We start from the raw sequence: 16,241 nt of genomic DNA, 5'->3' as shown, positions 1-16,241 counted from the left end.
TCACGAGCGGGTGCGCGGGGCACCCGTCACCGGACGCCCCGCGCGCCAACTCAGCGAGCCGCGAGCTCCTCGGCCACGAGGAAGGCCAGCTCGAGCGACTGCATGTGGTTCAGGCGCGGGTCGCAGAGCGACTCGTAACGCGTCGCCAGTGTCTCTTCGTCGATGTGCTCGGAGCCGCCGAGGCACTCCGTGACATCGTCGCCGGTCAACTCGACGTGGATGCCACCCGGGTGCGTTCCGGCGTCGCGATGCGCCTCGAAGAAGCCCTTGACCTCGTCGACGACGTCGTCGAAGCGACGCGTCTTGTAGCCGTTGGGCGTGGTGATGCCGTTGCCGTGCATCGGGTCGGTGACCCACAACGGGCTGGCATCGCTCGCCTTGATCGCCTCGAGGAGCGGGGGCAGCGCGTCGCGGATCTTGCCGGCGCCCATGCGCGTGATGAAGGTGAGACGGCCGGGCTCGCGCTCAGGGTCGAGCTTCTCGACGAGCTCGAGCATGGTCTCGGGTGTCGTCGACGGGCCGAGCTTCACACCGATCGGATTGCGCACCCGCGAGAGGAAGTCGACGTGGGCGCCGTCGAGCTCGCGCGTACGCTCACCGATCCAGATGAAGTGGGCCGACGTGTCGTAGGGCGTGCCCGTGCGCGAGTCGATGCGGGTCATGGGCCGCTCGTAGTCCATGAGCAGGCCCTCATGCCCGGTGTAGAACTCCGTGTGCTTGATCGCTTCGAAGTCGGCGCCGCACGCCTCCATGAACTTGATCGCGCGATCGATCTCGCGGGCCATGGTCTCGTAGCGGGCGTTGGCGGGGTTGGAAGCGAAGCCCTGGTTCCACGAGTGCACCTGGCGCAGGTCCGCGAAGCCGCCCTGCGTGAACGCACGGATGAGATTGAGGGTCGAGGCGGCGGTGTGGTAGCCCTTGACGAGCCGCGCCGGGTCGGCGGCGCGTGACTCGGGCGTGAAGTCGTAGCCGTTCACGATGTCGCCGCGGTAGGCGGGAAGTGTGACGTCGCCCCGGGTCTCGCTGTCACTCGAACGGGGCTTGGCGAACTGACCCGCCATGCGCCCCATCTTCACGACCGGCATCGACGCACCGTAGGTGAGCACGACCGCCATCTGCAGCACGGTCTTCACGCGATTGCGGATCTGGTCGGCAGTGGCGGCCGCGAAGGTCTCGGCGCAGTCGCCCCCCTGGAGCAGGAACGCTTCGCCGCGTGAGGCAGCGGCCAGCCGCTCGCGCAGGATGTCGACCTCGCCCGCGAAGACGAGCGGCGGCAGGGTCGCGAGCTCAGCGGATGCCGCGTGAGCGGCCTCGGGTGAGGGCCACGTCGGCTGCTGCTTGATGGGCAGCGTGCGCCAATAGTCGAGGCCGGCAATCACGGAGGGATCTGCTTTCACGACCGGCTCGACGAGCTGTACCACGGGATGTCCTGAGGGGTTCGGGGCGCACGATCGCGCCGGGAAAGAGAACGGCGACGCACGTCGCGCCACCGCTGAACGAGCCTATCGCGATTGCGGGGCGCGCTTCTCCTTGACGGAACTGGCGTAGACGTCGACGTATTCCTGACCGCTCAGCCCGCGAAGATCGTAGACGAGCTCGTCGGTCACCGAACGGAGCACGAATCGGTCGCCCTCGAGTCCCTCGAAGCGACTGAAGTCGATCGGTTCGCCGAGGATGATGCCGATGCGACGCACCTTCGGCAGGCGCGTGCCGATCGGCATGACGTGCTCGGTGCCGATCATTGCGACGGGGATCACCGGGACGCCCGCCTCGAGCACCATGCGGGCAACGCCCGTGCGACCTCGATACAGCTTGCCGTCCGGGCTGCGGGTGCCCTCGGGATAGATGCCGAGGATCTTGCCTTCGCCGAGCACGCGGAGCCCGGTCTCGAGCGACGCCTCGGAAGCCTTGCCGCCCGATCGGTCGATCGGGAGCTGCCCTGCCGCTTTGAGGAACAGTCTCGTCGCCCAGCCCTTCACGCCCTTGCCCGTGAAGTACTCGCTCTTGGCGAGGAAGGCGACCGGGCGGTCGACGATGAGCGGCAGGAAGATCGAGTCGATGAACGAGAGGTGGTTGGAAGCGAGCACGACGGGCCCCTCTTTGGGCACGTTCTCGAGGCCGACGACCCACGGTCGGAAGATCGAGAGCAGGATCGGCCCGATGACGAGGTGCTTCATGATCCAGTAGAACACCCTGAAGCTCCTTCCCGCTGCGGCACCGACCCAGCCTAGCGTCGCCGATTCAGCCTAGCGTCGCCGGCTCAGGCGTGCTCGGCTACCCAAACCCGGGCGAGGTCGGCCGCGCCGACGACCCCGGCGTCGTTGACGAGCTCGGCGATCACGAAGTCGGGCTCGGGGTGGTACCCGCGGGCGGGCAGGTGTTCGAGATAGGCCGCGCGGATCGGCTCGAGCAGCAGCTCTCCGGCAACGGCGACCCCACCACCGAAGACGAAGCGCTGCGGATCGAGCACCGCCGAGAGACTCGCGGCCGCCTGTCCGAGCCAGTTGCCCAATTGTCGCAGCGCAGTGATCGCGCCGGGGTCGCCGGACTCGATGAGGGCGCCGACGAGGCGCCCGTCGAGGGCCCCGTGCTCGGTGCGAACCCGCGCAAGGTTCTGGCCGATGCCGCCGGCATCGGCAATCTCGTTCGCCATGCGCAGCAGCGCCCGGCCCGAACCGTACTGCTCGATGCATCCGCGCTGGCCGCACCCACAGGCAAGCCCGTCGGGCACCACCCGGAGGTGACCGAGTTCCGCACCGGCGCCGAACCCCCCGCGGAAGAGGCGATCGCCTGCGACGATCGCGCCGCCCACCCCGGTGCCGATCGTGAGCATCACCATGTCGCTGACCATGCGGCCCGCCCCGAAGCGGAACTCGGCCCAGCCGGCCGCATTGGCGTCGTTGTCGACGACCACGGCAGTACCGACCCGGGCCTCGAGCTTTTCGCGAAAGGGCTCGTTGCGCCAATCGATGTTCGGTGCGTAGTAGACCGTGGAGTGCGCAGCATCGACGAAGCCCGCCGCCGCCACCCCGATCGCGACGATCTCGGCCGCTGCCCCGGCGCGCAGGGAATCGATCATCTGCACGACCGCGTCTTCGATCTGTCTCGCGTCACCGGCAGGAGTCGCGACTCGCTCGTTCGCAACGATGTTGCCGAGCTCGTCGACGACCGCTCCGGCGATCTTCGTTCCACCGATGTCGATTCCGATCGCATGCACCAGGAGGCTGCCTTTCAGATGGGGACGAGCGTGATCGAGCCGAGACCTGGGGCCGCACGAGCAACGACTAGAGTGTAGTAGACCCCAATGCCGCGGTTCACGCTGGTACCCGAGCCGCGTGTAACCCTCCCGGTGCCGAAGGAGCTACCGTGATCGAATTCGCCACCCCACCCGTGGTTGCCGCCGACCCCGAGGCGAACACCACAGACTTGCTGGTCGACCGCGTCGCCGCGACGCCCGACTCCGTGCTGTTCTCGCTCCCGACCGCTGACGGCGGCTGGACTCCCGTCACCACCAAGGAGTTCTACGACCAGGTCATCGCACTCGCGAAAGGGCTCGTCGCCGCCGGCATCCAGCCGGGCGACAAGATCGGTCTGATGTGCAAGACCCGGTACGAGTGGACCCTGATCGACTTCGCGACGTGGTTCGCCGGCGCCGTGCTCGTGCCCGTGTACGAGACGAGTGCACCCGCCCAGGTGCGATGGAACCTCAGCGATTCCGGCGCGATCGCCCTCATCGTCGAAACGCCCGACCATTTCGCGCGCTTCGACGAGGTGCACCCCGATCTGCCGTTGATCCGCGAAACCTGGCAGATCGACCTCGGTGACCTCGACAAGCTCATCGCCGGCGGCACCGAGGTGGCCGACGAAGAGATCGAGCGTCGTCGCAACCTCGCGGTGGGCTCCGACATCGCCACGCTCATCTACACCTCCGGCTCGACCGGCAAGCCCAAGGGGTGCGTGCTCACCCACTCGAACTTCGTCGAGCTCTCCCGCAACTCCGCGGTCGCCCTCAGCGAGGTCGTGTCAGACCCCGACGGTGCCTCGACGCTGCTCTTCATCACGACGGCGCACGTGTTCGCGCGCTTCATCGCGGTGCTCTCCGTGCACGCCGGGGTGCGGGTCGGTCACCAGCCCGACACCAAGCAACTCCTCCCCTCGCTGGCGAGCTTCAAGCCGACGTTCCTGCTCGCAGTGCCGCGAGTCTTCGAGAAGGTCTACAACGTCTCCGAGCAGAAGGCCGAAGCCGGCGGCAAGGGCAAGATCTTCCGCGCCGCCGCCGACACTGCCGTGGCTTACTCGATCGCGAGGGAGAACGGCAAGGTCCCCTTCGGCCTGAAGCTCAAGTTCAAGGTCTTCGACGCGCTCGTCTTCTCGAAGCTCCGTGAAGCCATGGGCGGCAACGTCAAGTACGCCGTGTCCGGCTCCGCGCCGCTCGGCCCGCGCCTCGGACACTTCTACCACGCCCTCGGCATCACGATCCTCGAGGGCTACGGCCTCACCGAGACCACGGCGCCCGCAACGGTGAACCTCGCGAACAAGTCGAAGATCGGTACGGTCGGCCCACCGCTCCCCGGTGTCGCAGTGCGTCTCGCCGACGATGGTGAGATTCAGGTCAAGGGCATCGATGTCTTCAAGGAGTACTGGAAGAACCCCGAGGCGACCGCAGCATCGTTCGACGGTGAATGGTTCATGACCGGTGACCTCGGCTCGTTCGACGCCGACGGCTTTCTCACCATCACGGGTCGCAAGAAAGAGATCATCGTCACGGCGGGTGGCAAGAACGTCGCCCCCGCGGCGCTCGAAGACCCCATTCGCGCGAACCCGCTCGTCGGCCAGATCATCGTCGTCGGCGACAAGAAGCCGTTCATCTCGGCGCTGATCACCCTCGACCCCGAGATGCTGCCCGTCTGGCTCAACAACAACAGTGAAGACGCCGGCATGTCGATCGAGGAGGCCACTGTCAACCCGGCGGTGCTCGCCGAGGTGCAGCGCGCGATCGACGCGGCCAACGAGACGGTCTCGCGTGCAGAATCGATCCGCAAGTTCACCCTGCTCGCGATCGAGCTCACCGAAGAGAGCGGACACCTGACGCCGAAGATGAGCATCAAGCGCAACATCATCCTCGCCGACTTCGCACCGCACATCGAGGCGATGTACTCGGGCGCGCCTGCGACCGAGGGTCACTCGATCGTGCACTGAGTTCGATCACGCACTGAGTCACGAGACGACGAAGGCCCCGCTCGCGGGGCCTTCGTCGTCGGTGGGTGCTCGCGAGTCAGAACCAGTCCGACTCGCGAATCTCCTTCATCGCGAGACGCCGTTCGGCCTTCTCGAGGCGGTCGATGTACAGCAGACCGTCGAGATGGTCGGTCTCGTGCTGGAGGGCTTGGGCCATGAGCCCCGTGCCCGAAACCTCGATCTCATTGCCGTCGAGGTCGATGCCGCGCACGCGGGCGAACGGATGCCGCGGCGTCTTGTGCCAGAGCCCAGGAACCGAGAGGCATCCCTCGTCGATGAGCTCCTTCTCACCGGTGACCTCGACGATCTCGGGGTTCAGGATGTAGCCGACTTCACCGTCGACGTTGTAACTGAACGCCCGCAGGTTCACGCCGATCTGCGAGGCCGCCACACCTGCGCGGCCGGGAATTCTCACGCTGTCGAGCAGATCGGTCACGAGTGCGCGCACACGCTCGTCGGGCTGTTCGACGGGGGCGGAGACGGTCTTCAAGACAGGGTCGCCGAACAGGCGAATGGGTCGTTCGGGCAATGGTTCTCCGTTCAGTGCTCGCGCTCGGCGGGCATGCCTTCCACCACCAGCGCCGCGAGCTCACGAGCCGCGTGCTGGGTGACGGGGCGTAGTTCGTGCCAGTTCACGACGGAACCGGCCGCGAGCTGCGGATCGTAGGGAATGCGCACGATCTCGCGCACCCGGGACTGGAAATGTGCCTCGATCTCGTCGACCTTGACGAGGTGCGTGCCCTGGGTGGCGAGGTTGATCGCCACGATGGCATTGCGCACGAGTTCGCCGTATCCGTTGGCCTCGAGCCACGTCAGCGTCTCGGACGCGAGACGGGCCTCGTCGACGCTGCCGCCCGAGACGATCACGACCGAGTCGGCACGCTGGAGCGTGGCACGCATGACGGAGTGCACGATGCCGGTGCCGCAATCGGTGAGCACGATCGAGTAGTACCGGGCGGCAAGACCGGCGACGACGTTGTAGTCGTTGTCGTCGAACGCCTCGGACAGTGTCGGATCGGTGTCGGAGGCGAGGATGTCCAGACGAGTCTCATCGCGCGAGACGAATCTGGAGAAGTCGGTGTATCCGCCGATCGACGAGGCTTTCGCCACCACGTCGCGCACGGTCTCACGGGTCTGGCGGTCGACACGCTCAGCGAGGGTGCCGCGGTCGGGATTGGCATCGATCGCGATGATGCGGTCGTCGCGTGCGTTGGCGAGGGCCATTCCGAGCAGCGCGGTGATCGTCGTCTTACCGACCCCGCCCTTCCGGGTGAGCACCGGCACGAAGCGCGCGCCACCCTCGAAGCGCTTCTGGATGCGCTGGCTCATGGCCTTGTGCGCCTGCACCTTCGCCGAGTCGCCGAGGTTGACGAGGTGGAGGGATGCCTCGTAGACGAACCGGTTGACGCCGCCCTGCGGCGCGGGTCGCGTCGTGCGATTCAAGTCGATGAGCCGGTCGGCCGTCAGCGAGTCCGCTGTCTCGGGCACCTCTGCCCTGGGCTGCGGCTCGCCGGGGACGTCGACGACCGCGACGTGGCTGCCGGTGTCGGTGCTGACCCGCTCGCGGCGGAGTTTCGATGCGTCGGCGGCGAGCAGCGCGCCGTACGGCGAGGGCTCGCGCCGCGCGGCACCGCGGTATCCGGCACCGGCGAGGGCCGGCGTGATCACCTCGACGGAGGTGGTACTGCTGCCACCGCCGACCAGGCTGCCCGGATTGACCGCGACATCGTCGATCGCCACTGCGACCTCGTCGTCGGGCATCTCGTGCACCGGCGCCGGCGGCAGGTCGACCCGAATGTTCGGGTTCTCTGCCAGCTCCGCACCCGAGTGCGCCCCGGTAGCGGCCAGCCTGCGGCCTCGATCCAGTGCCGACGTACGTGTTGCCGAACCGCGACGCGTCGCAGCTTCTTCTTCGAACTTGTCTTCAGCCACCGATACCCCTCCTCATCAGTGTCAACCAACGCCCAGCCTAGCGCGGGCGCACCACGACGAGCAGGTCACCCGCTTCGACCTGCTGCGTCTTGGGTATCGCGACCCGCTCGACGACGCCCGCGATGGGCGAGGTGATCGCAGCCTCCATCTTCATCGCCTCGATCGAGGCGACGCTCTGGCCGGCCGCGATCTCGGCGCCGGCCTCGACCTGGAGGGTCACCACGCCGGAGAACGGCGCGGCGATCTGCCCGGGCTGCGAGGCATCCGCCTTCTCGGCCGTACGGGTCTCGACGACGATGGCGCGATCCCGGACGAAGACCGGCCGAAGCTGGCCGTTCAGGATGGTCATGACGGTGCGCATGCCCTTGTCGTCGGCTTCGCCGATCGCCTCGAGCCCCGCGTAGAGGCGCACCCCCGTGTCGATCTCGACGACGTGCTCGGCGCCCTGGCGAAGGCCGTACAGGTAGTCGGCCGTGTCGACGACCGAGAGGTCGCCGAACAGCTCCCGGATTTGCTCGTACTGGCGCGTGGGCGCCGGGAAGAGGAGGGCGTTCAGGGTTGCTCGTCGCGTCGCGCTGTCGGCCTCGAGCGCCTCGCGCTGTTCGGCGGTGAGCTCGGTGACGCCGATGCGGATGTCTTTGCCCGCGAGCACCTTGGTGCGGAACGGCTCCGGCCATCCGCCGGGCAGGTCGCCGAGCTCGCCGGCCATGAATCCGATCACGGAGTCGGGAACGTCGTACTTCTCGGGGTTCGCAGCGAAGTCGGCGGGATCGGCCTTGACAGCTGCCAGGTGGAGGGCGAGGTCGCCGACGACCTTCGAGGACGGCGTCACCTTCGGCACTCGGCCGAGGATGTGATCGGCAGCCGCGTACATGTCTTCGATGAGTTCGAAGTCGTCGGCCAGGCCCAGCGCGATCGCCTGCTGTCGGAGGTTCGAGAGCTGACCGCCCGGGATCTCGTGGCGGTACACACGGCCCGTGGGGCCGGGCAGACCCGACTCGAACGGGCGGTAGAGGCGGCGCACGGCCTCCCAATAGGGCTCGAGGTCGGAGACGGCGTCGAGCGAGATACCGGTGTCGCGTTCGGTGTGCGCGAGTGCGGCGACGAGCGACGACGCCGATGGCTGGCTCGTGGTGCCCGCCATCGGTGCGCTCGCGACGTCGACGGCGTCGACGCCCGCGCGGCTCGCCGCGAGCAACGTCGCCAGCTGACCGCCGGCGGTGTCGTGAGTGTGCAGGTGCACCGGCAGGTCGAAACGTTCACGGAGCGCCGTCACGAGCTTCTCAGCGGCGGTCGGCCGCAAGAGGCCGGCCATGTCCTTGATCGCGAGCACGTGCGCCCCGGCGTCGACGATCTGCTCGGCGAGCCCGAGGTAGTAGTCGAGCGTGTAGAGATCTTCGGCCGGATCGAGCAGATCGCCCGTGTAGCACAACGCGACCTCGGCGACGGCGTGCCCGGTCGAGAGCACCGAATCGATCGCCGGACGCATCTGCGAGACGTCGTTGAGCGCGTCGAAGATGCGGAAGATGTCGACGCCGGTGTCCGCGGCCTCGCGCACGAACGCATCGGTGACCTCGGTCGGATACGGCGTGTACCCGACCGTGTTGCGACCGCGGAGGAGCATCTGGATGTTGATGTTGGGCAGCGTCTGCCTGAGCGCAGCGAGGCGCTCCCAAGGGTCTTCGCCGAGGAAACGGAGGGCGACGTCGTAGGTCGCACCGCCCCACGCTTCGACCGAGAGCAGCTCGGGCGTCATACGGGCGACGTACGGTGCGACGGCCACGAGGTCGCGGGTGCGTACGCGGGTCGCGAGGAGCGACTGGTGCGCATCGCGGAACGTCGTCTCGGTCACGGCGAGCGGCGTCTGCGCGCGAAGCGCCTGTGCGAAGCCGACCGGACCGAGTTCGAGGAGACGCTGTCGCGATCCCGCCGGTGCCGGGGTCGTGAGATCGATCGCGGGCAACTTCTCAACGGGGCTGACGGTGGTCGGCGCGGCACCGTTCGGCTGGTTCACCGTGACATCCGCGAGCCAATTCAGGATCTTGGTGCCACGGTCCTTCGAAACGCGGCCGCGCACGAGCTGTGGTCGCTCGTCGATGAACGAGGTGCTGAGGTCACCGGCAACGAACGCCGGGTCTTCGAGCACCGCCTGCAGGAACGAGATGTTCGTCGAGACGCCGCGGATGCGGAACTCGGCGAGGGCGCGCTTGGCGCGTGCCACCGCGGCCGGGTAGTCGCGTCCGCGGCATGTGAGCTTCGCGAGCATCGAGTCGAAGTGCGGGCTGATCTGGGCACCCGGGTTGATCGTTCCGCCATCGAGGCGGATGCCGGCGCCACCGGGCGACCGGTACGTGGTGATCTTGCCGGTGTCGGGCCGGAACCCAGCCGTCGGGTCTTCAGTCGTGATGCGGCACTGCAGTGCAGCACCCCGGAGCCGGATCGAGTCCTGCGTCAAGCCGAGGTCGGACAGCGACTCGCCCGCCGCGATGCGGATCTGCGAGACCACGAGGTCGACATCGGTGACTTCTTCGGTGACCGTGTGCTCGACCTGGATGCGCGGATTCATCTCGATGAAGACATGCTCGCCGGCGCGCTCCCCCGCCGTGTCGAGGAGGAACTCCACCGTGCCGGCGTTCACGTAACCGATCGACTTCGCGAAGGCGATCGCGTCGCGATAGAGCGAGCGGCGTACCTCGTCGGAGAGGTTCGGGGCCGGCGCGATCTCGATGACCTTCTGGTGGCGGCGCTGCACCGAGCAGTCGCGTTCGAAGAGGTGCACCGTCTCGCCCGAGGCATCCGCGAGCACCTGCACCTCGATGTGACGGGGCCGCAGCACCGCCCGCTCGAGGAACATCGTCGAGTCGCCGAAGGCGCTGTCGGCCTCGCGCATCGCCTCTTCGAGGGCCGCGCGCAGATCATCTTTCGTGCCCACCCGGCGCATGCCGCGCCCGCCGCCGCCGGCGACGGCCTTGGCGAAGATCGGGAAGCCGACCTCGTCGGCTTGGCTGATGAGGGTCTCGATGTCGCGCGAGGGCGGCGTCGACTTCAGCACCGGTACGCCTGCGGCGATCGCATGCTCTTTCGCGGTGACCTTGTTGCCCGCCATCTCGAGGACCCGCTTCGGCGGACCGATGAAGGTGATACCCGCCACCTCGGCGGCCTGCGCGAGCTCGGGGTTCTCCGAGAGGAATCCGTAACCCGGGTAGATCGCATCGGCGCCCGACAGCTTCGCCACACGGATGATCTCGGTGACATCGAGGTATGCGCGCACCGGATGCCCCGGCTCGCCGATCTGGTACGCCTCGTCGGCCTTCAGGCGGTGCAGTGAGTTGCGGTCCTCGAATGGGTACACCGCGACCGTCTTCGCACCGAGCTCGACAGCGGCCCGGAACGCTCGGATGGCGATCTCGCCGCGATTGGCAACCAGGATCTTCGTGAACATGCAGACCTTTCAGACGGGTTTCCGCACAGCGAACGTTTAGGTTTCGCCCGAGTAGTAAAGGTAACGTATCTGTTCGTGCACGTACTCAGCGTCAGTTCTCTGAAGGGCGGTGTCGGCAAGACGACCGTCACCCTCGGACTGGCGTCCGCAGCGTTCGCTCGCGGCGTCCGTACCCTCGTCGTCGACCTCGACCCGCAGTCCGACGTTTCGACCGGCATGGACATCCAGGTTGCGGGCCATCTCAACGTCGCCGACGTGCTCGCTTCCCCGAAAGAGAAGATCGTTCGTTCGGCCATCGCGCCGAGCGGATGGGCTCGATCGAACCCGCAATCGACGATCGACGTGATGATCGGCAGCCCGTCGGCCATCAACTTCGACGGGCCGCACCCGTCGATCCGCGATATCTGGAAGCTCGAAGAAGCGCTCGCGAACGTCGAAGCCGACTACGAACTCGTGCTCATCGACTGCGCGCCGTCGCTGAACGCGCTGACGCGCACCGCATGGGCCGCGAGCGACCGGGTGGCAGTCGTCACCGAGCCAGGGCTCTTCTCCGTCGCGGCGGCCGACCGGGCGCTCCGGGCGATCGAAGAGATCCGCCGTGGCTTGTCACCTCGACTGCAGCCGCTCGGCATCATCGTGAACCGCGCGCGCGTGCAGTCGCTCGAGCACCAGTTCCGCATCAAGGAGCTGCGCGACATGTTCGGCCCGCTCGTGCTCTCGCCCCAGCTGCCCGAGCGCACCTCGCTGCAGCAGGCGCAGGGTGCCGCGAAGCCGCTGCACATGTGGCCCGGTGAGAGTGCCGAAGAGATGTCGGCGCACTTCGACCAGTTGCTCGAACGCGTGCTGCGCACCGCGCGCATCGGCGAGTTCGCCGGCCTGCCGCTCGACGGCCCGACACCTTTCGGCTGACAACAGGCCGCTCCCCCGGGCACTCCGTCGCGCGGACGCTCAGTCGCGGCGGCCGGCCGCGCGATCGTCAGGAGATCTTGCGCGGGCGTTCGCTGCGTCGTGCAGCGAGCTCGTCGAGCGGATCGGCCGACTGCGTGTCGATCTCGACGAGCGTCGACTCGACCTCTCGCAGCACCTTGCCGACCGCGATGCCGAACACACCTTGTCCGCGGTTGACGAGGTCGATGACTTCATCGTCTGATGTGCAGAGGTACACGCTCGCGCCGTCGCTCATGAGCGTCGTCTGGGCGAGGTCGTCGATGCCCGATTCTCGGAGTTGGGAGACGGCCGTGCGAATCTGCTGGAGCGAGATGCCGGTGTCGAGCAGCCGCTTCACGAGCTTCAGCACGAGGATGTCGCGGAATCCGTAGAGCCGCTGCGTTCCGGAACCCGCTGCGCCGCGCACCGTCGGTTCGACGAGTTGCGTGCGCGCCCAGTAGTCGAGCTGTCGATAGCTGATGCCTGCGGCTCGAGCCGCGACGGCGCCGCGATACCCGACGGCGTCGTCGTGCACCGGCATGCCATCGGTGAAGAGCAACCCGAGGTCGTAGCGCGAGCGTGGAGTCCGGTCGAGCTTGCTCATCCGATTCGCCCCTCACTCTCGCGCCGGCACCCCGTCGACGCGAGTTCCACGCTACCGAGGCGGGCGGGCTCTGTCGAACACATCGGGCCGAACGTCACGGCGTGTCGCGACATCATCTCGCGGGGCGGCCGAGCGAGGCGCGCACGACGCTCGCGTGCACCGCCTCGAGATGACCCGCGAGCTCGAGACCGTGTTCGACGGCACGAGCCTTGTCTGCGGCATCCGCTCGTCGCGACGGTGCGATCGCGCGCTCGACGAGTGCCGCCTCGCGCTCGGCCGCGGCTCGTACTCCGCGGAGATGGCGCGGCTCGATGCCCACCGCGCGAAGCGCCACGAGAGAGCGGAGCACCCCGAGCGCATCGTCGCCGTAGTACTCGGCGGCGGGCAGCAGCGAGGTCGAGACGGCGTCGTCGAGCAGCGCACTCGTCGCGCCGGCCTGTGCGATGAGTTCGTCGCGTCGGAACCTGCGGGCACCGGCGAGGAACGCCGCGGCACTCGTCGCCCCCGGTAGTGCCGGCGTCTCACCCGCATCGATCGCCTCGAGGTGCGTGCGAATCACCTTGAGCGGCAGGTAGTGGTCGCGTTGCATCGACAGCACGACCGTGATGCGCTCGACATCGACGGTGGAGAACTTGCGATAGCCCGCCGCGGTGCGCGCCGGGGAGACGAGACGTTGCTCTTCGAGGAACCGCAGCTTCGACGGAGTCAGCTCGGGGAATTCGGGCTGGAGTCGGGCGAGAACCTGCCCGATGCCCAGCAGTGGCGCCTGGCCGCTCGCGCGCGTGGACGCAGCGGGAGCTGCCACTATTCGCTCGCCACCGGAGCCAGGTCGCGTCGCGAGGCGTAGAACGTGAGGCGGAACTTGCCGATCTGCACCTCTGCACCATCGCTCAGGAGGGCCGTCTCGATGCGCACGCCGTCGTAGTAGGTGCCGTTCAGCGAGCTGAGGTCGCGCACCTCGAACGCGGTGCGATGCCGGACGAACTCCGCATGCTTCCGCGAGACGGTCACGTCGTCGAGGAAGATGTCGGCGTCTGGGTGACGGCCGACGACCGTGACGTCGGTGTCGAGGAGGAATCGGGCGCCGCTGTTCGGGCCCCGACGAACGATGAGCAACGCCGACCCCGAGGGCAGCGCAGAGATCGCCTCCTGCTCTTCGGCAGTGATGTCGGCGTCAAGTGCGCTCAATTGCGCCGCCGTCTCACGGCTGAAGCCGATGGTCGTATCGGTCGCACCGTCGACCGCAGCATGCGTCGACGTTGTCGTCGACGGTTCACCACCGGTCTCGCTCGTACCACCGGCCTGAGTGATGTCGGAATCCGCCACACTAACCTCCCTGTCCCAGCGTATCCGATCGAGGCTCGTCTGCCACCCGCGGAATGCGGATGACGCGAGCGGTCTCGATCGCGTAGATGATCCCGGCCCACCAGTAGAGGAACGCCCCCCACAGGGTGATCGCCCAGCCGACCGGCTGGCTGATGTCGGCGACGACCGGGAATGCGAGCCCGAGCATGATCACGGGCAGACCGAAGAACAGCGCGAAGGTCGCGACCTTGCCGAGCTGATGCACTGGCAGCGGCCCGTATCCGTGGTTCGCGAGCACGACGCCGAGGGTGAGGAGGAAGACGTCTCGCGCGACGATGACGACGACGATCCACCACGGCACGAGGCCCTGGGCAGCGAGCCCCACGAGAGCGGCGAAGATGTACAGCCGATCGGCGGCAGGGTCGAGCAACTGCCCGAGTCTGGTCACCTGCCCGAGGCGCCTCGCGAGGTATCCGTCGAGCAGGTCGGTGAAGCTCGCGACGATCAGCACGACGAGCGAGACGACGTAGTCGCCGCGCACGAGGAAGACGAGGAAGACGGGAACGAGGGCGAGTCTGAGCATGCTGAGGATGTTCGGGATCGTCCAGATCTCCGAACCGACCACCCCCGCGCGCTCCCCAGCCACGACACGATCCTATCGATCCGTAGAATGCAGCCATGACTCCACTGCTCGTGTGTCTCCTGATCTGTGCCGCGATCGCGCTCGCGACGTGGCTCGCTTCGATCATCACTCGCGAGTACTCGTGGGTCGACCGCATCTGGTCGATCGCCCCGATCGCCTACGTCTGGGTCTTCGCGGCTGCGAGCGGATTCGACGCGCGGCTCGTGCTGATGGCGGCACTCGTGAGTGCGTGGGGCATCCGTCTGACCCTCAATTTTGCCCGCAAGGGCGGCTATCGCCCCGGCGGCGAGGACTACCGCTGGGCAGTGCTGCGCGGGCGGATGTCGCGCGCGCAGTTCGCTACGTTCAACCTGTTGTTCATCTCGATCTACCAGAACGCGATCATCCTGCTCATCTGCCTTCCTGCGTACACCGTCTTCGAGGCCGGCGCGTCACCGCTCGGGGCCGGCGACGCAGTGCTCGCGATCGTGTTCCTGGCATTCCTCGCCGGGGAGACCATGGCCGACCACCAGCAGTGGGTGTTCCACCGGTGGAAGGCCGCAGAGCGCGCAGCGGGTCGCACGCCGCAGGCCGGATTCCTGCAGACTGGCTTGTTCCGGGTCTCGCGGCACCCGAACTTCTTCTTCGAGCAGGCGCAATGGTGGGTCTTCTACGGGTTCGCCGTGACCGCGACGGGTGCATGGCTGCACTGGAGCATCGCCGGGGCCGTACTGCTGACGACGCTCTTCATCGGATCCACGATCTTCACCGAGTCGATCTCGCGCTCGAAGTACCCCGACTACGACGAGTACCGATCGCGCACGTCGCCGATCGTGCCGTGGTTCCCGCGGGCTGCGAATTCGCAGGTCGGCGAGCGCATCACCTGATCGGGCGGCTCAGAGTCTCGCGGCGAGGCCGGGCCAGGCTTCAGCGAACCGCGGATGCAGCGCGAGCTCGGTGACCCGATCGGCAGTGATCCAACGCAACTCGATGCTCTCGGGGTCGCTCACGACCGGCTCGAATCGTTCGGTGGCATCGGCGACGACCGTCGTGTACGACCAGTATCCGAGGTCGAGCACGGTGCTGAAACGCACCTTGAGAAGTTCGGGCGTCACGCCCGCCTCTTCGCCGGCCTCGCGGACGGCCGCCTCGACAGCGGTTTCGTGTTCGTGCCGCGCGCCGCCGGGGATCCCCCAGGTGTCGCCGAAGTGGCTCCACACCGCACGGTGCTGGAGCAGCACCTCTCGCGTCGGGCTGACGACGAGTAGCCCCGCCGCGCCGTACCTGCCCCAATACCGTGCGCCGTCGGGACCTTCGACCCATTCGTCGCCGCTCGCTGCGCTCATGACTCCAGCATGACGCACGCGCCGCGAGCGCACGGCCCGCCCGTAGGCTGGTGACATGAACGGCGAGTCACCGGTGCGCGTCGACGCCTGGCTGTGGGCGGTGCGCCAGTTCAAGACGCGATCTGCCGCGACGGCCGCATGCCGCGCGGGACATGTGCGGGTCAACGGTGAACGCGCGAAGGCGGCGCAGCCCGTACGACCGGGCGACGAGGTGCGCGTTCGCATCGACGGATTCGATCGCATGCTCGTCGTGCGTCAGACCCTCGTCAAGCGCGTGTCGGCGACGCTCGCAGCTGCGGCGGTCGACGATCGCACGCCGCCCCCGCCGCCTCGCGAGACCGTGGCCGTCGTCGCCACGCGCGACCGTGGCGCCGGCCGCCCCACCAAACGCGAGCGACGAGACCTCGATCGCCTCCGCGGACACTGAACACCCACGGCGTAGCCTGAGCAAGTGCACAAGGACCTCAGCCACGACCCCGACGCGCGCCGTTACGTGCTCCTGGTCGACGGAGACATCGCGAGCGTGCTCGATTATCGGGTGCTCGGCGACTCGGTCGCGTTCACCCGGACCTTCACGAACCCGCCGTACCGCGGCAACGGCCTGGCCGGGGAGCTCGTCGAATTCGCGGCCGACGACGTCGAGGCGACCTCGACGCGCCACATCGTGCCGAGCTGCTGGTACGTCGGCGAGTGGTTCGACCGGCATCCGGATCGCGCCGCTCTGCTCGACCCTCGCACGGTGTGAACGGCGAAACCGTTCGGACGGACGACGAAGTCGAAGCGCAGGCGTCGCTCGCAATTCTGCCCGAACGGTCGATCGCACCG

At 67.7% G+C, this 16,241-nt stretch carries 16 protein-coding genes; 5 read left to right on the top strand and 11 right to left on the bottom strand.

The features are described 5' to 3' along the window. Window positions 1-50: 50 nt before the first annotated feature. The 3 genes from AC1C2R_RS15175 to AC1C2R_RS15165 all read right to left on the bottom strand — a co-directional run bounded on the left by AC1C2R_RS15175 (window position 51) and on the right by AC1C2R_RS15165 (window position 3,217). Complete coding sequence (locus tag AC1C2R_RS15175) at window positions 51-1,421, bottom strand: class II 3-deoxy-7-phosphoheptulonate synthase (RefSeq protein ID WP_495380516.1); 1,371 nt, start codon at window positions 1,419-1,421, stop codon at window positions 51-53. An 81-nt stretch (window positions 1,422-1,502) separates the two neighbouring features. Then, window positions 1,503-2,192, bottom strand: coding sequence for a lysophospholipid acyltransferase family protein (locus AC1C2R_RS15170; protein ID WP_495380515.1), 690 nt, complete (start codon window positions 2,190-2,192; stop codon window positions 1,503-1,505). A gap of 68 nt (window positions 2,193-2,260) precedes the next feature. Then, entirely contained in the window at window positions 2,261-3,217 is a 957-nt protein-coding gene (locus tag AC1C2R_RS15165) for an ROK family glucokinase (RefSeq protein WP_495354264.1), read from the bottom strand. Between the two features lie 149 nt (window positions 3,218-3,366). On the opposite strand from AC1C2R_RS15165, the gene AC1C2R_RS15160 reads away from it, so the two are divergent. Continuing rightward, window positions 3,367-5,199, top strand: a complete 1,833-nt coding sequence (locus tag AC1C2R_RS15160; RefSeq protein WP_495380514.1) for an AMP-dependent synthetase/ligase — start codon at window positions 3,367-3,369, stop codon at window positions 5,197-5,199. A 76-nt stretch (window positions 5,200-5,275) separates the two neighbouring features. Here AC1C2R_RS15160 and def read toward each other — a convergent pair whose 3' ends face one another. The 3 genes from def to AC1C2R_RS15145 are packed head-to-tail and all read right to left on the bottom strand — an operon-like array spanning window position 5,276 to window position 10,612. Beyond that, on the bottom strand, window positions 5,276-5,767 hold the full coding sequence (gene def, locus AC1C2R_RS15155) for a peptide deformylase (RefSeq protein WP_495380513.1): 492 nt from the start codon (window positions 5,765-5,767) through the stop codon (window positions 5,276-5,278). A gap of 11 nt (window positions 5,768-5,778) precedes the next feature. Then, window positions 5,779-7,170 (bottom strand): MinD/ParA family ATP-binding protein, encoded by a 1,392-nt coding sequence (locus tag AC1C2R_RS15150; protein ID WP_495380512.1) that lies wholly within the window; start codon window positions 7,168-7,170, stop codon window positions 5,779-5,781. 37 nt (window positions 7,171-7,207) lie between these two features. Continuing rightward, window positions 7,208-10,612, bottom strand: coding sequence for a pyruvate carboxylase (locus tag AC1C2R_RS15145; RefSeq protein ID WP_495354268.1), 3,405 nt, complete (start codon window positions 10,610-10,612; stop codon window positions 7,208-7,210). 75 nt (window positions 10,613-10,687) lie between these two features. On the opposite strand from AC1C2R_RS15145, the gene AC1C2R_RS15140 reads away from it, so the two are divergent. Further along, window positions 10,688-11,521, top strand: a complete 834-nt coding sequence (locus AC1C2R_RS15140; protein WP_495354269.1) for a ParA family protein — start codon at window positions 10,688-10,690, stop codon at window positions 11,519-11,521. Between the two features lie 67 nt (window positions 11,522-11,588). On the opposite strand, the gene AC1C2R_RS15135 is transcribed toward AC1C2R_RS15140, so the two are convergent. The 4 genes from AC1C2R_RS15135 to AC1C2R_RS15120 form a co-directional block, all read right to left on the bottom strand. Next, window positions 11,589-12,143, bottom strand: a complete 555-nt coding sequence (locus AC1C2R_RS15135; protein WP_495354270.1) for a MerR family transcriptional regulator — start codon at window positions 12,141-12,143, stop codon at window positions 11,589-11,591. A 112-nt stretch (window positions 12,144-12,255) separates the two neighbouring features. After that, complete coding sequence (gene ftsR / locus AC1C2R_RS15130) at window positions 12,256-12,948, bottom strand: transcriptional regulator FtsR (RefSeq protein WP_495380511.1); 693 nt, start codon at window positions 12,946-12,948, stop codon at window positions 12,256-12,258. Beyond that, entirely contained in the window at window positions 12,948-13,361 is a 414-nt protein-coding gene (locus tag AC1C2R_RS15125; RefSeq protein ID WP_495354430.1) for an FHA domain-containing protein, read from the bottom strand. Before AC1C2R_RS15125 ends, ftsR begins: the two co-directional genes overlap by 1 nt. A 109-nt stretch (window positions 13,362-13,470) precedes the next feature. Continuing rightward, window positions 13,471-14,094, bottom strand: a complete 624-nt coding sequence (locus AC1C2R_RS15120) for a CDP-alcohol phosphatidyltransferase family protein (RefSeq protein ID WP_495380510.1) — start codon at window positions 14,092-14,094, stop codon at window positions 13,471-13,473. A 32-nt stretch (window positions 14,095-14,126) separates the two neighbouring features. Between AC1C2R_RS15120 and AC1C2R_RS15115 the strand changes: the two genes are divergently transcribed. Continuing rightward, window positions 14,127-14,957: a DUF1295 domain-containing protein gene (locus AC1C2R_RS15115; RefSeq protein WP_495354273.1), complete on the top strand. Its 831-nt coding sequence runs from the start codon at window positions 14,127-14,129 to the stop codon at window positions 14,955-14,957. A 9-nt stretch (window positions 14,958-14,966) separates the two neighbouring features. Here the strand turns inward: AC1C2R_RS15115 and AC1C2R_RS15110 are convergent, their stop codons facing one another. Beyond that, on the bottom strand, window positions 14,967-15,416 hold the full coding sequence (locus tag AC1C2R_RS15110; protein WP_495380509.1) for an NUDIX domain-containing protein: 450 nt from the start codon (window positions 15,414-15,416) through the stop codon (window positions 14,967-14,969). A gap of 55 nt (window positions 15,417-15,471) precedes the next feature. Between AC1C2R_RS15110 and AC1C2R_RS15105 the strand changes: the two genes are divergently transcribed. Next, window positions 15,472-15,843, top strand: a complete 372-nt coding sequence (locus AC1C2R_RS15105; RefSeq protein ID WP_495354275.1) for an RNA-binding S4 domain-containing protein — start codon at window positions 15,472-15,474, stop codon at window positions 15,841-15,843. A 24-nt stretch (window positions 15,844-15,867) separates the two neighbouring features. Next, window positions 15,868-16,161: a GNAT family N-acetyltransferase gene (locus tag AC1C2R_RS15100; RefSeq protein WP_495380508.1), complete on the top strand. Its 294-nt coding sequence runs from the start codon at window positions 15,868-15,870 to the stop codon at window positions 16,159-16,161. Window positions 16,162-16,241 lie beyond the last annotated feature (80 nt).

The sequence above is a fragment of the Agromyces sp. Y182 genome (assembly GCF_059445385.1).
The sequence above is the reverse complement of the archived record's forward strand: the minus strand, read 5'-3'. Positions and strand labels throughout refer to the sequence as shown.